This window comes from Streptosporangium sp. NPDC000509 (assembly GCF_042898365.1).
Taxonomy (GTDB): domain Bacteria; phylum Actinomycetota; class Actinomycetes; order Streptosporangiales; family Streptosporangiaceae; genus Streptosporangium.
The window spans coordinates 93963-113339 of record NZ_JBIAYX010000025.1 but is presented as its reverse complement, the minus strand read 5'-3'; the positions used below and the strand labels follow the sequence as shown (position 1 = coordinate 113339).

At 69.3% G+C, this 19377-nt stretch carries 16 protein-coding genes; 8 read left to right on the top strand and 8 right to left on the bottom strand.

What is annotated here, in order from left to right:
- Positions 1-84 precede the first annotated feature (84 nt).
- Positions 85-1098: a zinc-binding dehydrogenase gene (locus ACFY3D_RS35025; RefSeq protein WP_389987859.1), complete on the top strand. Its 1014-nt coding sequence runs from the start codon at positions 85-87 to the stop codon at positions 1096-1098.
- A 6-nt stretch (positions 1099-1104) separates the two neighbouring features.
- On the opposite strand, the gene ACFY3D_RS35020 is transcribed toward ACFY3D_RS35025, so the two are convergent.
- The 5 genes from ACFY3D_RS35020 to ACFY3D_RS35000 all read right to left on the bottom strand — a co-directional run bounded on the left by ACFY3D_RS35020 (position 1105) and on the right by ACFY3D_RS35000 (position 7093).
- On the bottom strand, positions 1105-1947 hold the full coding sequence (locus tag ACFY3D_RS35020; protein ID WP_362901163.1) for a carbohydrate ABC transporter permease: 843 nt from the start codon (positions 1945-1947) through the stop codon (positions 1105-1107).
- Complete coding sequence (locus ACFY3D_RS35015; protein ID WP_389778162.1) at positions 1937-2821, bottom strand: carbohydrate ABC transporter permease; 885 nt, start codon at positions 2819-2821, stop codon at positions 1937-1939. The genes ACFY3D_RS35020 and ACFY3D_RS35015 overlap by 11 nt, the downstream gene beginning before the upstream one ends.
- Before the next feature lie 175 nt (positions 2822-2996).
- Complete coding sequence (locus tag ACFY3D_RS35010; protein WP_389987856.1) at positions 2997-4280, bottom strand: ABC transporter substrate-binding protein; 1284 nt, start codon at positions 4278-4280, stop codon at positions 2997-2999.
- 76 nt (positions 4281-4356) lie between these two features.
- A complete protein-coding gene (locus ACFY3D_RS35005) occupies positions 4357-6054 on the bottom strand; it encodes an FAD-dependent oxidoreductase (protein ID WP_389987853.1) in 1698 nt (565 codons plus the stop codon).
- A 7-nt stretch (positions 6055-6061) separates the two neighbouring features.
- Positions 6062-7093: a LacI family DNA-binding transcriptional regulator gene (locus ACFY3D_RS35000; protein WP_389987850.1), complete on the bottom strand. Its 1032-nt coding sequence runs from the start codon at positions 7091-7093 to the stop codon at positions 6062-6064.
- Between the two features lie 231 nt (positions 7094-7324).
- On the opposite strand from ACFY3D_RS35000, the gene ACFY3D_RS34995 reads away from it, so the two are divergent.
- Positions 7325-8368 (top strand): hypothetical protein, encoded by a 1044-nt coding sequence (locus tag ACFY3D_RS34995; RefSeq protein WP_389987847.1) that lies wholly within the window; start codon positions 7325-7327, stop codon positions 8366-8368.
- 217 nt (positions 8369-8585) lie between these two features.
- Here ACFY3D_RS34995 and ACFY3D_RS34990 read toward each other — a convergent pair whose 3' ends face one another.
- Positions 8586-9647, bottom strand: a complete 1062-nt coding sequence (locus ACFY3D_RS34990; RefSeq protein WP_389987844.1) for a LacI family DNA-binding transcriptional regulator — start codon at positions 9645-9647, stop codon at positions 8586-8588.
- Positions 9648-9789: 142 nt separating this feature from the next.
- On the opposite strand from ACFY3D_RS34990, the gene ACFY3D_RS34985 reads away from it, so the two are divergent.
- Genes ACFY3D_RS34985 through ACFY3D_RS34970 form a run of 4 tightly spaced genes read left to right on the top strand, consistent with a single transcriptional unit; the run spans position 9790 to position 14162 of the window.
- On the top strand, positions 9790-11157 hold the full coding sequence (locus ACFY3D_RS34985) for a hypothetical protein (protein WP_362901177.1): 1368 nt from the start codon (positions 9790-9792) through the stop codon (positions 11155-11157).
- Between the two features lie 7 nt (positions 11158-11164).
- Positions 11165-12133, top strand: a complete 969-nt coding sequence (locus ACFY3D_RS34980) for a carbohydrate ABC transporter permease (protein ID WP_389987839.1) — start codon at positions 11165-11167, stop codon at positions 12131-12133.
- Positions 12130-12954: a carbohydrate ABC transporter permease gene (locus ACFY3D_RS34975; RefSeq protein ID WP_389780457.1), complete on the top strand. Its 825-nt coding sequence runs from the start codon at positions 12130-12132 to the stop codon at positions 12952-12954. Before ACFY3D_RS34980 ends, ACFY3D_RS34975 begins: the two co-directional genes overlap by 4 nt.
- Positions 12951-14162 (top strand): glycoside hydrolase family 68 protein, encoded by a 1212-nt coding sequence (locus ACFY3D_RS34970; RefSeq protein WP_389987836.1) that lies wholly within the window; start codon positions 12951-12953, stop codon positions 14160-14162. The genes ACFY3D_RS34975 and ACFY3D_RS34970 overlap by 4 nt, the downstream gene beginning before the upstream one ends.
- Positions 14163-14324: 162 nt before the next feature.
- Here ACFY3D_RS34970 and ACFY3D_RS34965 read toward each other — a convergent pair whose 3' ends face one another.
- A complete protein-coding gene (locus ACFY3D_RS34965; protein WP_389987833.1) occupies positions 14325-15455 on the bottom strand; it encodes a ricin-type beta-trefoil lectin domain protein in 1131 nt (376 codons plus the stop codon).
- Between the two features lie 768 nt (positions 15456-16223).
- Here ACFY3D_RS34965 and ACFY3D_RS34960 point away from each other — a divergent pair.
- Both ACFY3D_RS34960 and ACFY3D_RS34955 read left to right on the top strand, forming a co-directional pair.
- Positions 16224-18206, top strand: coding sequence for an alpha-L-fucosidase (locus ACFY3D_RS34960; protein ID WP_389987830.1), 1983 nt, complete (start codon positions 16224-16226; stop codon positions 18204-18206).
- A 27-nt stretch (positions 18207-18233) separates the two neighbouring features.
- A complete protein-coding gene (locus ACFY3D_RS34955) occupies positions 18234-18368 on the top strand; it encodes a hypothetical protein (protein ID WP_389987826.1) in 135 nt (44 codons plus the stop codon).
- A gap of 89 nt (positions 18369-18457) precedes the next feature.
- On the opposite strand, the gene ACFY3D_RS34950 is transcribed toward ACFY3D_RS34955, so the two are convergent.
- On the bottom strand, positions 18458-19201 hold the full coding sequence (locus ACFY3D_RS34950; RefSeq protein ID WP_389987823.1) for a FadR/GntR family transcriptional regulator: 744 nt from the start codon (positions 19199-19201) through the stop codon (positions 18458-18460).
- Positions 19202-19377: the final 176 nt, after the last annotated feature.

The following is a 19377-nucleotide window of genomic DNA, read 5'->3' as shown; positions in this document are numbered from 1 at the left end:
CCGAACGGTAGTCTACGGAGCCCGATTCTTGTACCTCTGTTACCTCCGTCCCCGCCCGGCGGTGCCGTCTGGAAGGTTCCAACCGTGAGAGCGTTCGTCGTGACCGGGCCCCGCCGCTTCGCCGTACTGGACGTCGATCCGCCGGTGCCCGGCCCCGGGCAGGTCGTGGTCGACGTGGAGCGGGCCGGAGTGTGCGGCACCGACATGGAGTTCTTCAGCGGCGACATGGCCTATCTCGAGGAGGACCACGCCCGCTATCCCATGCGGCTCGGCCACGAGTGGTGCGGAACGGTCTCCTCGGTCGGCGAGGGCGTCGACGGCGGCTGGATCGGCACCCGCGTCACGGGCGACACCATGCTCGGCTGCGGCAGGTGCCGCCGCTGCCTGGGCGGGCTGCAGCACGTGTGCGAGGACCGCTTCGAGATCGGCATCCGGGGCGGCTGGCCCGGCGCCCTCGCCGAGCGCCTTCCCGTTCCGGTCACGGCGCTGCACGCCCTGCCGGACACGGTCGACGCGGCGGCCGGGGCGATGGTCGAGCCGGGCGGCAACGCGTTGCGGGCCGTCGAGGCCGCGGCCCTCGCCCCCGGCGACCGGCTGCTGGTGCTGGGGCCGGGGACGATCGGCCTGCTCGCCGCCGCCTTCGCCCTCGCGCACGGGGCGGAGGTGCACATCATGGGCCTGTCGGAGCCGTCGCTGGAGTTCGCCCGCACCCTCGGGGTGCACGGGGCGTGGACCGCCGACCGGCTTCCCGGCCTCCCGTTCGACGCCGTCGTCGACGCCTCCAACGCCCCCGGCCTGCCCTCCCTCGCCGTCGATCTGGTGGAGCCCGGCAAGCGGGTGGTCTACATCGGCCTGGCGTCGACCCCCAGCACCGTCGACACCCGCCTGCTGGTGCTCAAGGACGTGACGGCCGTCGGCATCCTGAGCGCCTCGCCCGGCCTGGCCGGGGCGATCGAGCACTACGCCTCCGGCTCGGTGGACCCCCGGCCGCTCGTGGCGGCCGTCGTCGGGCTCGACGAGGTGGGCGAGATCCTCTCCGGCTCCCGCCCCGCGGGCTCCGGGCCCGGCCCCAAGATCCACGTCGACCCCCGGGTCTGACCCTTCTCAGCCCTTCAGGCCGGTGTGGGCCAGGCCCTCGATGAACTGCCGTTGCGCGAGCACGAACACCACGAGCACCGGCAGGGCGGTCATCGAGGCGGCGGCGAGCTGGACGTTCCACATCGGCCCGCCGTAGGCGTCGACGAACTGGGTCAGCGCCTGCGGGAGGGTGAACTTCTCCGGCGAGGAGAGGTACACGATGGGTTCCAGGTAGAGGTTCCAGCTGTGCAGGAACGTGAAGATCGCGACGGCGCCGAGCGCGGGGCGGGCCAGCGGCAGCGCGACCCGGTAGAAGGTGCCGAACCGGCCGAGCCCGTCCACCCGGGCCGCCTCCTCCAGCTCACCGGGCAGGCTGATGAAGAACTGCCGCATGATGAAGGTGGCCAGCACGCCGGGCGCGCCGAGGATCGGCACCAGGATGAGCGGCCAGTGGGTGTCGGTCAGCCCGAGCCCGTGGAACATCTGGAAAAGCGGGACGATCGTGACCTCGCTCGGGATGAGCAGCCCGAGCAGTACGACGACGAAGAGGACGTTCTGGCCGGGGAAGCGGATGCGCGCGAAGGCGTACCCGGCCATCGCGGCCACCGCCATCGTCCCCGCCGTGACGACCAGGGCGATGTAGAGGCTGTTGAAATACTGGCCCGCGAAGGGCTGGAGCCGGAAGACCTGCCCGTAGGCCGAGAAGTCCCAGTCGGCGGGCAGCGGCCGCGGCGGGAAGGCGAAGATCTCGCCGACCGGCTTGAGGGACGAGGTCACCATCCACCAGGTCGGGAAGACGAACGGCACGCACAACACGCACAGCACGCCGTACAGGAGCGTCTTCATCCGTACCGGTATCTCACGTCTCATTGAAGACCCACCTCCTGCGCATCCGCCACTGCACGACGGTGAGCAGCGCCACGATCACGAACAGCAGGACCGACAGCGTCGCGCCGTATCCGAAGTGATGGAACTGGAACGCCTGCTGGTACAGGTAGTAGACGAGGACCGTTGTCGACATTCCCGGGCCGCCCTGGGTGAGCACCGCGATCTGCGCGAACACCTGCAGCGACCCCACCACGGTGATGATCGAGGTGAGCAGGATGGTCGGGCTGATCAGGGGGACGGTGATCCGCAGGAAGCGGGTCCACGCCCCGGCGCCGTCGAGTTCGGCGGCCTCGTACAGCTGGGACGGCACCCCCTGGAGGGCGGCGAGGAACAGCACCATGTTGAGGCCGACGTTCTTGAGGACCTGCACGACGATCACCGAGAGCATCGCGGTGCCCTCGCCGCGCAGCCAGTTGGGGCCGTCGGCCCCGGCGACGGCGAGCAGGCCGTTGAGTCCGCCGTCGTCCTGCAGGAGGAACCGCCACACGATCGTCCAGGCGACGAGCGAGACCACCACGGGCGAGAAGAACAGTGTGCGGAAGAAGGTGGTCCCGCGCAGCCGCTGGTTGAGCAGGATCGCGAGGACGAGGGCGAGGCCGAGGTTGAGCACGACCAGCCCGACGGAGAACAGCGCGGTCCCCGCGAGGACCTCACGGAGGTTGGCGTCGGCGAGCAGCCTGTCGTAGTTCTCCCCGCCGACGAACTCGAAGGTCCCGGCGAGCACGTTCCACTCGTGCAGGCTGTACCACAGGACGAGCCCGAGCGGCAGGAGCACGAACAGCAGGCTGCCGAGGAGCTGCGGGGTGATGAGCAGGTATCCGACCAGGTTGTCGCGGCGGCGCATGGTCCAGAACACCCCGCCTCCTCCACCGCCGCCGGAAACCCGGTGAGCCCGGCGGGTCCGCCGGGGGCCGCGAGTCAGGCCCTCGGCCTCCGTGCCCTCCGCCGTCCGGCGGGCGGCCCGGTCGCCGGTGACCGGCCGGGCGTCGGCCCGGCCGGTCACCGCGGATCGGGGGTGTGACGCGGCCACGTCACGCGCCCAGCATCGGCTGGATCTTGGCGCACACGCCGCCCAGCACGGCCTTGACGTCGGCGCCGGGCTGCCAGAGCGGGTCGAGCGCGGCCCGTACGGTCTGCGACAGCTCCGCCTGGCCGGTGTGGTTGGGCTTGACCACGCCCTTCTCGATGCCGCCGATCACGACCTCCTGCAGCTGGCCGGGCTTGAGCAGCGGGTTGCTCTTGGCGAGGGTGTCGGCGGTGAGCTGGGAGGCCCGGGGCGGCGGGAAGTAGGCGGCGAGCTTGGCCGAGTTGCCGGGGTTGGTGAAGAAGGCGAGGAAGTCGGCCGCCAGCTCCGCGTTGGCGGACTGCTTGAAGACGCCCAGGCCCGCCTGTCCGATCACCGAGTACTCGCCCTTGGGCCCGGCGGGCAGCGGCACGAGATCCCAGCCGAACTTCGCCTCCTGCAGGAGCGAGGCGCGGGAGATCTGGGTGATGGTCATCGCCGCGTCGCCCGCGAAGAAGTCGGCCGTGGTGCCGGGGCCGGGGAAGGCCTTGTCGGTGAAGATCGACTTGTGCAGGAACGTCATCGCCTCGACCATCTCGGGGCTGTCGAACCCGCAGCTCTTACCGTCCTCGCTCCATGCCTGGGCGCCCCAGCCGCCCCACACCGTGGAGAGGTTGTCCCAGCCCTTGTAGTCGAAGTCGCGGACGACCATGCCCGCCTTGCCGGTCTTGGAGGCGACCGCGGCGTTCTGGGCGGCGACCTTCTCCCAGGTCCACGTGCCGTCCTCGATCATCTCCGCCGGAGGCTTCTGGCCCGCCTTCTTGAGCAGGTCGGTGTTGACGAAAACACCGAACGGCGAGGTGGAGAACGGGTAGGCGTACAGCTTGCCCTCGGCCTGCCAGAGCTTGACCGCCGAGGGGGTGAGGTCGTCGAACTCGTAGCCCTCGGCCTTGCGCAGCGTGTCGTCGAGCGGCGCCAGCGCGCCGGAGGAGACGAAGTCGGGCGCGGAGTTCTCCAGGATCCAGGCCAGGTCGGGGGCGTTGCCGCCGGCGATCTGGGTGGTCAGGGTCGTGGTGTAGTTCTCGAAGGGAAGGGGGTCGAACTTGATCTCGCCGACGTCGGGGCGCGTCTTTTTGTACTCGGCGGCGATCTCGTCGAACAGCTTCAGGTGGGCCTCGTTGGAGGTCCAGATCGTCATGCGCAGCGGCTGCGGGCCCTGCGCGGCGGGGGCGGCCTCGCCTCCCCCGCCGCACGCCGTCAGGGTGAGCAGCGCCGCCAGCGCGACGGCCGCGGGCTTCGCGAATGTTCTCATGGTCCGATCTCCTTGCTGGGAATCCCCCGGCGGTCGTGGTGGATGACCGGTCGCCCGGCCGGTGCCGCTCGTCCGGTCAGTAGCCGGTCACCTGCGGCCAGCGCAGCTCGACGCCGTCTCGGGTGAGCCGCCGCTGGAAGTCGGCGAGCAGGCCCTCGTCCTCGCGTACGGCGTGCGGGGTGGTGGCGTTGTCCAGGCAGAAGGCCGCGAGGGCCCCCGCGGCCTCGCCGACGTTCCACTCCACCGGGTGCAGCCGGTAGGCGCCGTTGGTGATGTGGGTGGTGCCGATGTTCTTGGACGCGGGCAGCAGGTTGGTCATACGCTGCGGCACGAGCGCGCCGAGGGGGATCTCGAACGGTGAGCTCGCCACGTCGATGTAGTTGTCGCCCCCGGTGGAGGGGTGCAGGTCGATGCGGTACATCCCCACCCCGACGGAGTCGGCGTAGTTCACCGCGCCCTTGTCTCCGCGCACCGCGAACGACAGGTCCTGCTCGGCCACGGTGTACAGGGCGCGGACGCGGCGCGACTCGCGGATGTAGGGTGCCTGGGCCAGCCCGTCCTCACCGCCGCCGGTGACGTCGCCGCGCAGGCGCAGGCCGGGAAAGCCGGTCCCGCCGTCGGCGCGGGGCGCCTCGGTCTGCATCCAGTACAGCACCGAGCGCGACAGCTCGCGAGCTGCGGCCACGTGCGCGGCGGCGTCCGGCACGTCGATGACCGGGCCCTCCAGGTAGTCGATCATCGGCCAGTTGACCAGGGTGATGTCGCTGTCGTAGGCGCCGTCGGCGAAGTTGCGCCGCGCGGCGATCCTGCGGAACGTCCACAGGTTCGCGTCACCGGGGTTGAGGCGTTGGTCGGCCTCCACCAGCAGCGGGTCGTCGTCGGGGTTGGGGGTGAAGGAGCGTTCCACGATCTCCAGGGTCCTGGGGTGCGGGCAGCGCCAGGACAGCAGCCGGTCGCCCCAGAAGTCGGGCTGGTAGCTCCTCCAGAACTCGTAGGCGGCGGGTTTGTCGATGGTGTGGTCTCCGTCGACGTGGTCGATCGCGAAGCACACCGAGACGGCCTGCATGTTCATCGGCTGGGCCTCGGCGGGCGCGCTCGGCTCTCCGGTGTCGCCCTGCGACTCGAACCCCGTCACGTACTCGGTGCCGGTCAGCGGCAGCAACTCACCCGTCTCCGTGGCGTCCAGCACGTACGGCGCGACGGCCGTGACCTCGCCTTTCCCTTCGCGGTGCTCCAGGCGCACGGCCCGCACCCGGTCGCCGTCGACCTCGGCGCCGACCGGCCGGTACGGCTGCAGCACGCGCAGCCGCCCGGAACCCCGGTACGGCGCGAGCATGGCCTCGATCACCGCGACCGCGACGCGCGGCTCGTGGCACAGGCGGCTCACGTGCCCGGCGCCCGGGTTCAGCTCCCGCCAGGCCCGCGACCGCGCGGTGAGCGGGTAGTGGTCGCGGTAGTAGCGGCGGATGCCGTCGCGCAGCGCCCGGTAGGAGGCCGTGACACCGAACCGCTCCACCCAGGAGTGCTCGTCGGGCGGTACGGCCTGGCTGGTCAGCTGCCCGCCGAGCCAGTCGTACTCCTCGGTCAGGATCACGGTGCGCCCGGCTCGCAGCAGCGCCAGGGCGGCGGCGACGCCGCCCAGTCCTCCGCCGACGACCACCGCGTCCGCCGATATCTCAACCACGTCGGGGCTCTCTCCCATCATCGTCGTTCTCTCCGCCTTCTCGCCGTTCCCGGCGTTCTTCGCCTTCTCGGCGCTTGTGGCGTTCCGCATCGTCCGGTCAGCTCCGGACCGGTGCGAGCGTGGATCCCTCGACCAGCTCGCAGGGCAGTAGTTCCTGTGGCGTTCCTCCGCCGCGCTCCAGCAGCCGCGCGAGCAGCTCGACGGCCCTGCGGCCCATCTCCCGCCGGGGGATGCGGAACCCGGTGAGGTCGACGTCGACGCGGACGGGCCTGGTCGGAGCGCCCAGTGCGATGAACGACAGGTCAACGGGGATCTCAAGACCCCGCTCACCCGCCGCGTGCATGATCGCCACGGCGTCGGCGGGCTCCTCGGCGAAGACCGCGGTCACCCCCGCGGCCGACAGCTCGTCCAGCATCTCCTCGGGGGTCCTGCCGACGACCGGCACGTGCACCCCCTCGGCTCCGACGGCGGCCACCGCCTCGCGGAAGCCGCGCATGCGGTCGGCCGGCGACTCGGCACCGGCCCCGGTGCCGACGTAGGCGAGCCGCCGGTGGCCGAGCCCGGCCGCCCGGTCGACCAGGGCGCGCACCGCGGGCGAGTAGTCGGCGCCCACGTACGGCACCGGGGCTCCAGCGTCGTCGCGGCGGCCGATGGAGACGAAGGGGATGCCCTCGGTCAGCAGCCGGGCCAGGTCGTCGCGGTCGACGGCCCGCCCGAGGAGCACGCAGCCGTCCGCCAGCCGCACCCGGCTGTCCTCGTTGAAGATGCGGCGCCGCTCCCCCGCGGCCCTGGCGCTGGTGAACAGCAACAGGTCACAGCCCATCTCCTCGGCGCACTCCTCGATGCCGAGCAGGAAGGGGTGGTAGAAGTCCGCGCTCGCGGTCGGGAAGACGGCCTCGTAGGTGAAGACGCCCAGGATGCGGTTGCGCCGCTCGGCGAGCCGCCGGGCGACCGGGTCCGCGACGTATCCGGTCTCCCTGATCACCCTCAGCACCCGCTCGCGCGTCTCCGGGGCGATGCGTACCTCGGCGTCGATCCGGTTGTTGAGGACGAGCGAGACCGTCGTCTGGCTCACCCCCGCGATGCGGGCGATGTCCTGCTGGGTGAGCCGGCGGCCGGGGGCGGTCACGATTCGTAGCGTCCCATCTGCTGATAATGCGCATTAGCGAAGTTGGGACGTCATCCTGCAATCCGCGGCGGATCCTGTCAAGAGCCGGGCTCCAGGATCTTGCTATGGAAATTTTGCCGGTGATAATCCGTATTAGCACCTTGACGAGCGGGCATGCTTGACCGAATCTTTGCGATCAGGGAGAAGTCCTCACCATCACTCACGGTGAAAGTTGTCGCGAAGGGACGTTCCATGTCTGAACCCCTCCTGGACCGCCGCGGACTCCTGCGCGCGGCGGTCGGTGCCGGCGTGGCCGGCGGTCTCGGGCTCGCCCTTCCCGGGACGGCCACGGCGGCGATCGCGCAGGCGTCCGTGCAGGCGTCCGCGCGGGCCGGCACGACCGCGGCGCTGGGACCCGCCGGATTCCCCACCTACCGCTACATCGGCACGGCGTTCGACAAGGCGAGCCTGCGCTACAACCCGACCAACGAGCTGATCTTCCCCTGCATCCGGGGCATGTACGACAAGATCGCGAGCCCGCTGGGGCGCTACTACCTCTACTACGCCCCCCACGACGCGCCCGGCGGCATCTGCCTCGCCTACGGCAACTCGCTCGGCGGCCCGTTCACCGAGTATCCGAGCAACCCGATCATCTCCAGGACCTGGTCACCGCACTATTCGGTGAGCCACATCTCCTCGCCGCACATCATCTGGAACGCCGCCGACCGGCGGTTCCACATGTACTTCCACGGTGAGAACAACACCACCCGGATGGCCTGGTCGACCGACGGCGTGCGCTTCACCTACCACGGCACGGTGCTGACCACCGCCATGATCCCCGGCTCGACGGAGACCTCCTACGCCCGGGTCTTCGAGCACGCGGTCCCGGGACTGGGCAACAAATACGTCATGGTCTTCATGGGCGTCACCGGCGGCTCTCGCAAGATCTTCTGGGGCTGGTCGTCCAACGGCATGGACTGGCGGTTCGACCCGACCCCGCTGGTGTCGCCCGGCCCCGACGGGCAGAGCGACCTGTCCGGGCCGTCCCTGCTCAAGCGCAACGGCACCACCTATGTCGCCTACCACGGCAACAGCGGAAACATGTTCCTCACCGAGGTGGGCAACGCCTTCGACCGTGAGGTGCACCTCGGCGTCTTCCACCGCCCGCTGACCGGAGCCCCCGACAACGGCCGTAGCGCCGCCCCCTCCTTCGGCACCGACGGCGGCGTGGCCTACATGTTCTACGAGGCCGGCCGGCGCGGCGGTTCGACGATCGCCGTCGCCCGCGCCGTCTAGCAACACGCGCCCTCGCCATCGCCCGGGGCCCGTGACGCGTCATCCCGGCGCGTCACGGGCCCCACAGACATCTCGAGAGAACCGCCTGGCCGGTGAGCACCTCCCCCGGATATGGGAGAGTTCGTGCGCCCGCACCCGGGGTGCGGCGCTGATCAACGGCGGCTCACGCCGCCTCGCCTCGCCCGCCCGAGGACGCGACCCCACGGATTCGCGCGGTTCAGACTCCCGGTGGCGCGACGGACTCGCGGTCGCGCAGCGGCATCGGGACCCGGTGCGTCTCGCTCTGCCGACCGGCCCCGCCGTCACGATGACGGCCGATCTCCGCGAACAGCACGTCCACCGCCTTGCGGCCGAGATCGTAGTGCGGGAGGGCCACCGTGGTGAGCTTGGGCCGCATCCACGAGGCGAGGGGGTGGTCGTCGAACGAGATCACCGAGACGTCCTGCGGGATCCTCAGCCCGTGGTCGCTGAGCGCCTGGTACGCGCCGAGCGCGATCCTGTCGTTGAAACAGATCAACGCGCGCGGGCGCTCCTTCTCCAGGATCGCGCGGGTGGCGTCGAGGCCGTACTCCGGCTGCCAGTCGGGGCAGACCCGCCCGCTCGCGATCTTGACGCCCGCCTCGCCCAGCACCTCGCGAATGCCGGCGAGCCGTTCCACGGCCGCGACACTTCCCGCGGGCACGTTGCGCATCCCGGGGCCGGCGCCGACCAGGTGGATGCCGTCGCGATGGCCGGCCTTGAGCAGCAGGCGGGCGGCGGTGCGGCCGGCCTCGACCTCGTCGGGGATGATCGAGGAAAGCGGAGAGGGCTGCTTGGGAAGCGCGTTGAGCAGAACCGCCGGAGCGGCCGTTATCGTCTTCGGCACCTTGATGGTCCTGGTGAACATCGAGGCCAGGATGATCCCGTCGACCTGACGGTCCTGCATGGCCTGTAGCAGGGCGCGTTCGAGCTCGGGGTCTCCCTCGGTCTCACCGATGAACAGCATCACGCCGCGTTCCCTGGCGGCCTCGAGAGAACCTTTGATCATGTCGCCGGCGAGCCGTGAGGTGGCGATCGTGTCGGACACGAAGGCGATGGTCCGCGTCGTTCCCGTGCGCAGCCCCACGGAAACGATGTTGGGCCGATACTGCAACTCCTCGGCGGCCTTCAGCACTCGTTGCTCGACGTCCTGGGATATGCGCAGCTCACGGCCTCGGCCGGACAGGACGAGCGATGCCGTGGTGGTGGAGACAGCGGCTATCTTGGCGACATCGGCCAGTGTGACCCGCTTTGGGCTCACCGAGAGACCTCCCACGTTGTGAGGGTTGACAGCCAGCTATACGTGTGGTGAGACTACCGCATTGCTAATCCGATTTAGCAAATGAGTTCCCAGGACACCCGGCGGATTGCCGGCGAGTTCCCGATCAACCAAGGAGACGCATATGCCGCGTCGATTCAGCCCTCATCGCCGGGCGGTGCTCATGGTCGTCCTGGGGGGGACGCTGGCCGCCGGTTGCGCCGCACCGGGCAACAACAACGCACCGCAGCCGGAGGCCGCAGGAAGCAGCACGCCGCTGTCGGCCGCACCGACCTGCGGGACCGACCCGATCACGATCAACGCCTACTTCGAGACCGGTTTCCCCCTGCCGAAGGCGCTCACCACCGAGTTCTCCGCGCAGCACAAGAACGTCACATGGAACATCCGCGAGGACCAGTTCGCGGTGATCACGCAGAACGCCCCGCGTGTCCTCGCGGACGACCCGCCGGACCTCATGCGGCTCCCCCAGGTCTCCGAGCTCGTCAAGAACAACCTGCTGAAGAACCTCGACGACTACGCGAAGGTCTTCGGCTGGGACGCCTGGCCGGAGTCCCAGCTCGCGCAGCTGCGCCTCGGTCCCGGGGGCAAGACCCGAGGCGAGGGGTCGCTGTACGCGATGGGCCTCAACTTCAGCATGACCGGCGTCTTCTACAACAAGAAGCTCGCCGAGAAGATCGGGATGTCGTCCCCGCCGACCACCCTGGCGGAGCTCGACGACGCGATCTCGAAGGCCAAGAAGGAGGGCGTCACCCCGATCGCCCAGTTCAACGGAGGAGCCACCGGCGGGCTGGCGTTCCCCCTGCAAGGTCTGATGGCCGCCTACGGCACGGCCGGGCCGATCAACGACTGGATCTTCCAGAAGCCGGACGCCACGATCGACACGCCGACGAACCTCCAGGCCGCGCAGCACCTGGAGCGCTGGATCAAGGCCGGATCCTTCTGGAAGGACATCAACGCCGTCGACTACGCCACGATGATGAGCCGCTTCATCGGCGGTGACGGCCTGTTCATGTTCAACGGCGACTGGGAGTCCGGCAACCTCGACAAGCAGATGCCCGGCGACGTGGGCTTCTTCCTGATGCCGTCCGCGCAGGAGGGCGGCAAGCTGGCCGCGATGTCGGCTCCCCTCACCTTCGGCATCGGCGCCCAGGCCAAGAACGCCGACTGTGCCGCGTTCTTCCTCAACTGGGTGGCGAGCGACCAGAAGGCGCGCGACATCGCCGTGGAGGTCGGAGGATCGCACCCCATGGGTCCCGCCGACGCTCACATGCCGCCCCTCGCCCAGGACACGGTGACGGCGAGCACGCTCGCGGCCGGAGCGAAGATCGGTGAGGACAACGGCGCGATGGACTTCATCGCCAACGCCACCGGCGCGATCTACGCCAAGAGCTGGACCCCGCAGCTGCAGAAGCTGGTCGGCGGGCAGCAGACCCCCGAAGGCCTGCTGAAGTCGGTGCAGAGCGACTACCAGAGTCAGGTCGAGGGGAGCTGAGCACGCCATGGCACGGCCGACTCCCGACACGGCGGTCGATCTCGCCGGGACCCGGTCCGGGCCGAAGGCCGTGACGAGGAGGAGGAGCCCCGCCCGATCGGCGGGGCTCCGCCCGCGGCGCTGGATCGGCTGGCTGTTCGTCGTTCCCGCGCTCGCCTTCTACGTGGTCTTCGTCCTGCGGCCGATCCTCCTGACCTTCCAGTACTCGCTGTACACCTGGGACGGCATCGGCTCGTCCACCTGGGCGGGCCTGAACAACTACGCGAAGGTCTTCCTCGACCCCGACCTGTTCGCCTCCATCGTGAACGCCTTCGAGCTGATCGTGTTCTTCAGCGCGATCCCGGTCGTGCTGGGCCTGGTGATCGCCTCGACGATCCGGCGGATCGCCACCAGCCGGCTCGCGCTCGTGGCGAGAACGGTGATCTTCCTGCCGCAGGTCATCCCGCTCGTCGCCGCCGGCATCGCCTGGAGCTGGCTGCTGTCGTCGACCGGTCTGATCAACCAGCTGCTCGGCTACGCCGGTCTCGACGGCGTGACCCGCGCCTGGCTGGGCGACTTCTCCACCGCGCTGCCCGCGGTCGGGGTGATCGGCGCGTGGGTGCTCCTCGGCCTGTGCACCCTGCTGTTCCTGGCGGGCATGAGCAAGATCGACATATCGCTGTACGAGGCCGCCCGGCTGGACGGCGCAGGGCCGCTCCGGGAGTTCCTCTCGATCACGGTGCCCAGCCTGCGGCAGGAGATCGGCGTCTGCGTCACGGTGACCGTGATCGCCGCCCTCGCCAGCTTCGACATCATCTACATCTCGACCCAGGGCGGGCCGGGGAACGCCACCATGGTCCCCGGCCTGGAGATCTACTACCTGGCCTTCTCCGACCGGCAGGTGGGAACGGCCTCGGCACTCGCCGTCGTGCTGATGCTGCTCGTGCTCATCTTCGCCCTTCCCGTCCAGTGGCTCACCAGGAACAGGTCCACATGATCACCGGATATCGAGAGGCGTGGACGGGAAGGGTGCTGCTCGTCCTGCTGATGACGGTCACCCTTCTGCCGTTCGTCAGCCTGTTCGTCACGGCGCTGCACCCGTCGGGCACCTACCCGCTCGGACTCTCCTGGCCGAGCGACCCGCAGTGGGGCAACTTCGTCCAGGCCTTCCAGGTGGCGCGGATGGGCGAGCTGCTGAAGTCGAGCACGCTCATCGTGCTCGGGGTGGTCCCCCTCGCGCTCATCATCGCGACGATGGCGGGATTCGCCATCGGCCACCTGCGGATCCCCGGACAGCACGTGGTGTTCCTCGCGTTCGTGTTCGGGCTGACGCTGCCCTTCGAGGGCATCATCACCCCGCTGTACTACCAGGTGCGCGACATGGGCCTGCTGAACACCAGGTGGGCGATCATCCTTCCGCTCATCGGGCTGTTCATGCCGTTCTCCGTCTACTGGATGCGCGCGCACTTCGTGAACATGCCCGAGGAACTGTCGGAGAGCGCGCGGATCGACGGGGCGAACGTGTGGCAGCTGTTCTGGCGCGTCCACGTCCCGCTCGCCATGCCGGCGATCTCGTCGCTCGCCATCCTGTTGTTCCTGTGGACCTGGAACCAGTTCCTGCTCGCCATCGTCCTGGTCGACGACCCGCTGCAGCGCACCATGTCCGGCGCGCTGGGCGCCTTCCAGGGACAGTGGGGCACCGACATCCCGCTGTTGTGCGCGGGGTCGCTGCTCATCCTGGCTCCCACGTTGCTGATCTTTCTCATCTTCCAGCGCCGGTTCGTCACGGCTCTGCTCCAGGGCTCCCTGAAGGGATGACACACGTCATGTCGTTGCTCGGCACGGATACCGAGACAGGATCGCCCGGACACGGCGACGGCCGGCCGGCGCGCTGGGACCGGCGCCATCTCGCCCTGCTCACCGACACTCCCGCGACGACGGCGCCGGTCGTCGGTCCGGTGGCCCTGCCGCGCGTGCTGCCGCACGACGACGTCTGGGACCTGTGGCCGATCCAGGAGGAGGACGGCTCGACCTCCACGGTTCTCGGCCACGAGCTGTGGATGGGTCTGTCGGCACCCGCCGCCGGGCATCCCGAGGACCGCCACGACCACGCTCGCGTCCGGTTGCTCGCCAAGGACGGCGACGACTGGAAGGACCTGGGGAACGCGTTCGCCGACGGCGCCTCGCCGGGCAGCCGCGAGTGGTCGGGGTCGGCGGTCCGCAGACCCGACGGCACGGTGTCGGTGTTCTACACGGCCGCCGGCCGGCGAGGCGAGGCGCGCCCGACGTTCGTCCAGCGTGTCGTGGAGGCACGTGCCCGGCTGGTCGCCGACGGCGAACGGATCGTGCTGGAACCGCACGCCGAGCACCGGGAGATCTTGAGCTCGGACGGCCGGACGTATCTGCCCGCCGACGACGTCGAGGGGGGGCCGGGGAAGATCCGGGCCTTTCGCGATCCCGGCTGGTTCCGTGATCCCGCCGACGGGCGCGAACACCTTCTCGTCGCCGCCTCCGTCGCCTGGGAGGATCGCTACACGGGCGCGGTGGCCCTCGCCGACGCGGCGCCTGACGGCTGGTCGCTCCGGCCGCCACTGCTGGTGGCCGACGGGGTCAATCACGAGATCGAACGACCGCACATCGTCGTGCACGGGTCCTCGTACTACCTTTTCTTCTGCACGCACCGGCATTCGTTCCATCCCCCGAGGTCGGCGCCCACCGGCCTGTACGGCTTCGTGGCCCCGAGCCTCACCGGACCGTACGAGCCGCTGAACGGCTCCGGGCTGGTGGTCGGCAACCCCGCGAGTGAGCCCGATCAGGCGTACGCCTGGTTGGTGCTGCCCGATCTTCGGGTGGTGAGCTTCCTCAACTACCCGTCCACGGGCGGCGAGGATCCGATGCGGATCCCGGCCGCGCAGGCGAGGGCCGGTTTCGGCGGGACGAACGCGCCGGTCCTCGAACTCACCCTCGACGGGGTGAACGCCTCCGTGGCGCGGGGTCGCGAGAGCGGCGCGGGGACGCTCCCATGACCCCGCGCCGCCCGGTGCTCCCGCCGCACGGCGGGAGCACCGGGCCGGTCCGGCCCGGCGGGTCGGCCTGAACGATCAGGCCGACGCGCCGGTAGCCGAACCGGTCGGCGGGGTGGGCCTGCCTGGGGGGTACAGGCCCACGCGCCGTTTGGGAAGTACGGATCAGACGCGGGTCCAGCGCTGGTTGCCCTGGCCGTTGCAGTCCCAGATCTGGAGTCTGGCACCGTTGGCGGTGGAGTTGTTGGACACGTCCAGGCACTTGTTCGCGCCGATGGCGGTGATGCTGCCGTCGTTGTTGAGGCGCCACTTCTGGTTGTTCTGGCCGTTGCAGTCCCAGATCTGGACCTGCGCGCCGTTGGCGGTGCTCTGGTTGCTCACGTCCAGGCACTTGTTGCCGTAGACCCGCAGCTCACTCGCGCCGGTCGGTGCCCAGCGCTGGTTGTTCTGGCCGTTGCAGTCCCAGATCTGCACCGCGGCGCCGTTGGCCTGCGAGACGTTGGCGACGTCCAGGCACCTGCCCGAACCGACCCCCCTGATCGCGCTCGTCGGCGAGGGCGAGGGCGTCGAACCGGGGTCGCCGGGCTGGCCGATGCTGCCGGAGACCGACTGGAGGGCGGCGTACCAGGCGGCGGCCATCTTGTCGTAGCCGCCGGCGGTGGGGTGGATGCCGTCGATCAGGTCGGACGTGGCCAGCTTGCTGTACATGTCGACCAGGTGGACGCGCTTGCCGCTGTTCACCTTGTTCTGCACGATGCCGGGGATGGCCGCGTTGAAGGTGCGGGCGGCGGCCGCCTGCCCGGAGTTGGACAGCGGGATGATGGTGGCGACGAACACGTCCGCGTCAGGCACGGTCGCGGTGATGCGGTCGATCAGGTTGGAGAGCCGCTGGGGCGCGCCGGCCACGTTGTAGTTCTGCAGGATGTCGTTGGTGCCGATGTGCAGCAGCACCGTGCGCGGATTTTGGGTGCGCGCCCAGTTCGTGATGTTCGCGTCGATCTGGTCGATGCGCCAGCCGGGGTGCCCCTGGTGGTCGTGGTCCCCCAGCGAGGCCGGCCCGTTGAACTGTGACCCGACGAAGTCCACCGTGTACCGGCCCGAGACCAGCCGCTGCCACAGGCCGATGCGGTATCCACCCGGCACCTGCGTGCCCTCGGTGATCGAGTCGCCCAGCGGCATGACCCGCACGCCGCCGTTGGACTCCGCGCCGGCGACGCTCGTCCGCGTCACCGCGCCCAGCGCGACCACGATCACAGCCAGAAGCGCCGCTGTGAACCAGCGTCTCCACCTACGCATGCTCAACCTCTTTCCGAAAGCTGAGAGCAGTGACTGCTGACAGCTCGTTTAGCGCTGACGGTCTGTATTCGGAGCACTTTCCAACGAATGTCATGTGGCGGCGGGAGCGGCGGCTCGGGGCACCTCGCGGGTGCCCGCCGGGCACAGGGCTGCGAGGTCCGATGGATCGGGTTGGTCCGGCTTTCGCCGTGCGGAGAATCCTCCTGTCGAGAAATCGGTGACCGTGGGAGGGAATCGCGGGTGTGGTGTGTGGCCGGGATTCACGGTCGCCGAGTGGGCCTTTTTGGGGGGCGGGGAGATGTGAGCGCTAACATTTTCCTGCCGGTCGCGGCCTCTTCCAGCGTCGAATGATTGTGGTGGTGCAGCGGAGCAAACACGAGGCAAGGAGAGGCTGTCAAGAGCCGGAAACACGGCGAGACGAACAGGAGCCGGAGACGGAGACGGCTCCATCTGGTGTTTCACAGGTCACCGCACCGAACGGGCCGGGGTGACGTGATGAAAATTTCACCGCCGACGTCTCGCCCCGGAACGGGCACCACGCCCTGCAAGGACCCGCAGACGCCGAAGCGGGTCCATCACGTGTGCGGCACGCGGCGAGACAGATCCTTCCTGCGTGACCTTGACACATTTTGTAATAGTTTCCACACTGAGTCCCCGAGACGGCCCCTATGCCAAGTCGGTGGTGCGCGGCGGGGGCCGTCGACCACGACGCTCATCCCACCTGCGGAACGGCCAGGAGAATCCCCCCACTCCGAGAGGTTTCCGCTCATGTCCCCATCCTCGTCACCGTTCAGCCGCCGCGCGCTGCTCGCCGGAGCCGGAGGCGCCGCGGCCGCCGGCCTGCTGGGATCGCCTCCCGCGTGGGCGGCAGGCGCCCCGAGCGGTTACACCCCGACCTGGGAGTCGGTCGACCAGCACCCGCCGGCTCCGGAGTGGTTCCAGGACGCCAAGTTCGGCATCTACTACCACTGGGGCGTGTTCAGCGTCCCCGCGTTCGCCAACGAGTGGTACCCGCGCAACATGTACTTCGGCGGTTCCAGCGAGAACAACCACCACAGGAACGTCTACGGTGATCCCTCGGTGTGGCCGTACCACAACTTCATCAACGGCGCCCCTGACAAGGCGGGCAACTGGGTGCAGTTCGCCCCCAAACTCAGGTCCGCCGGCGGCAACTTCGACCCCGGCGAGTGGGCGCAGCTGTTCGTCGACGCCGGCGCCAGGTTCGCGGGGCCGGTGGCCGAGCACCACGACGGCTACTCGATGTGGAACAGCAGGGTGAACGAGTGGAACTCGGTCGCCACCGGCCCGAGGCTCGACCTGCTACGGCTGCACGCCGACGCCATCCGGGCCAAGGGTCTCAAGCTGCTGGTCTCCCTGCACCACGCCTACAACTTCACCGGCTTCTTCGAGCGCGTGCCCACCCAGTCCACCGCCTCCCTCAGGAAGCTGTACGGCCAGCTGGACAGGACCGCGGAGAACCAACTCTGGTACGACAAGCTCAAGGAGGTCATCGACGGCTACCGGCCCGACGTCATCTGGCAGGACTTCAACCTCCCCCAGATCCCCGAGACGCAACGGCTGAACTTCCTCGCCTACTACTACAACCAGGCCATCGCCTGGAACAGGGAGATGGTCGTCACCTACAAGGACGGTTTCAACAACAGGGGCGAGGTCTACGACTACGAGCGCGGCGGGCCGGCGGGCATCCAGACCCCCTACTGGCTGACCGACGACAGCATCTCCAGCTCAAGCTGGTGTTACACCAACGGCATCGGCTACTACTCGCTCAACGCCATGCTGCACTCGCTGATCGACCGGGTCAGCAAGAACGGCAACATGCTGCTGAACATCGCCCCGACGGCCGACGGCACCATCCCGTCCGGGCAGCGGACGATCCTGCTGGGCATCGGGGACTACCTGCGGCGCTTCGGCGAATCGATCTACTCCACCCGGGCCTGGACGGCCTTCGGCGAGGGCCCCACGCAGATGGGCGGCGGCTCCTTCGTCACACCACGCGCGGGAACCAACCGGGACATCCGCTTCACGCGCAACAAGACCAACACGGTCCTGTACGCCACCGTGCTCGGCTGGCCGGGCGCCACCCTGGACATCACGACCCTGGGCTCGAACCGGATCAACCTGAGCGTCCTGACCTCGGTGCAGCTCCTCGGCTCCACGGCCGGGTCGTACGTCGATCTGCCCAACCGCAGCCAGGACGGTTCCGGCCTGCACGTCTCGATGCCGTCCTCCACCGCCCCGTTCAGCGCCCCGGCGTACGTGGTCAAGCTGACCTTCTCCGGTCAGATCCCCGCCCTGGGCTCGGGCCCCACCCCGACCGGCTATGTGCGGATCACCAACGGCACCACCGGCCTGGCACTGGACAGCGGCGGCAACGTCGCCTCCGGATCGAACCTCAAGCAGTGGAACGCCTCCGACGGCAGCACCAACCTGCACTGGCAGCTGGTCGACCTCGGCGGCGGCTGGTACCGCATCGTCAACCGCACCAACGGCATGGTCATCGACAGCTGGGGCAACACCGCCAACGGCGCCAACGCCAGACAGGCCGCCTGGACCGGCAACAACAACCAGCAGTGGCGCCTCAACAGCGTGGGCAACGGCCGCCAGCAGATCATCAACCGCGGCACCAACACCGCCCTCGACGGCATGGGCAACAGCACCGCCGGCTCCACCGTCGCCATGTGGGCCCCCAACAACAGCACCAACAACCAGTGGACCATCACCGCGCTCTGACGCTCCCGGCGATCGAAAGGACACAACGTGAGACGAAGGCTCAGCGCCCTGCTCGCGGTCGTCGCGTCACCCCTGACGATCGCGAGCCTGCTGCGGGCGGTCCGGCCCGCCGCGACCGCGTCGCTCACCCGGGTGACGGACCAGCACTGGACCCGCGTCTGACCTCACGGCCGATCCGCCCGGCGCGACGGCGCCGGGCGGATTCCGGCGGCGCCGCGCACCCGCCGTCCGCGTCGCCCGCCCGCGGGGAGTCAGTCGGTCGGCGAGAAGATGCGTTGCTGGATCTCCCTGCGGTAGTCGTCCAGCGTGTTGTCGATGTGCGTCGCCGCGGCCTGGGCCGCCGCCTCGGGGTCACCGGCGCGGATGGCCTGGTAGATGGCGTCGTGCTCCTCGACGGCCTTCGCCGCGTGCCCGCCCACCGAACCTCGCAGTCCGATGAGGTTGGACTGCGCCTGCAGCCGGCGAGCCTCCCGCACCGCTATCTGGAGGAACATGTTGTGCGAGGCCGTCGCGATGGCGGTGTGGAAGGCGTCGTCGCCCTCGTTGAACAGCTCCTCGCGTCCGGTGTCGAACCCGTAGCGGCACACCCCGGCCCACTTCTCGATGTCTCCCAGCTCCGCCGGGGTGGCGCGGCGGGCGGCAAGCCGGCTGGTCTCCATCTCCTGGGCCCGGCGGAACTCGAACAGCATGTAGATGTGGTCCAGGTCGGTGGGCAGGAAGAAGGACGCCCATCGTCCGGTACCGAGCATCCCCTCGTCGTCGGCCACGTAGAGGCCGCGCCCTTTCTGGGCGCGTATCCTGCCGAGCGCGGAGAGTATCTTCACCGCCTCGCGCACCACGGTCCGGCTCGTGCCCAGTTGCTGGGCCAGCTCGTTCTCGGTGGGCATGCGATCACCCGGCCGCAGGTGCAGCCTGGTGATCAACTCCAGCACCTGCTCCGCGGCCACCTCGTAGCCCGGCCGGTATGCGCCTTCCGCGCGCGGATTATCGATCACGCTACCCGCCCTCTCCCTGCCACCACCTCCTCAAGAGTACGACCAACTGAGGCACGGATCAGCATCAATCCCTCTCAACCTACCTGACATTAAGTGCTACACATCCTGCCCGAACTCGGATCCACAGCAAGGAGGGAGGAAGAAGTAAGCCCCCTACCTGCGCTTATCTTCAAATG

Coding starts and splice junctions, on each gene's coding strand:
- ACFY3D_RS34970 (WP_389987836.1), top strand. CDS start 12,951: ATGACACACGTCATGTCGTTGCTCGGCACGGATACCGAGACAGGATCG.
- ACFY3D_RS35020 (WP_362901163.1), bottom strand. CDS start 1,947: ATGAGACGTGAGATACCGGTACGGATGAAGACGCTCCTGTACGGCGTG.
- ACFY3D_RS34975 (WP_389780457.1), top strand. CDS start 12,130: ATGATCACCGGATATCGAGAGGCGTGGACGGGAAGGGTGCTGCTCGTC.
- ACFY3D_RS34985 (WP_362901177.1), top strand. CDS start 9,790: ATGCCGCGTCGATTCAGCCCTCATCGCCGGGCGGTGCTCATGGTCGTC.
- ACFY3D_RS34980 (WP_389987839.1), top strand. CDS start 11,165: ATGGCACGGCCGACTCCCGACACGGCGGTCGATCTCGCCGGGACCCGG.
- ACFY3D_RS34960 (WP_389987830.1), top strand. CDS start 16,224: ATGTCCCCATCCTCGTCACCGTTCAGCCGCCGCGCGCTGCTCGCCGGA.
- ACFY3D_RS34995 (WP_389987847.1), top strand. CDS start 7,325: ATGTCTGAACCCCTCCTGGACCGCCGCGGACTCCTGCGCGCGGCGGTC.
- ACFY3D_RS35005 (WP_389987853.1), bottom strand. CDS start 6,054: ATGCGGAACGCCACAAGCGCCGAGAAGGCGAAGAACGCCGGGAACGGC.
- ACFY3D_RS35010 (WP_389987856.1), bottom strand. CDS start 4,280: ATGAGAACATTCGCGAAGCCCGCGGCCGTCGCGCTGGCGGCGCTGCTC.
- ACFY3D_RS34965 (WP_389987833.1), bottom strand. CDS start 15,455: ATGCGTAGGTGGAGACGCTGGTTCACAGCGGCGCTTCTGGCTGTGATC.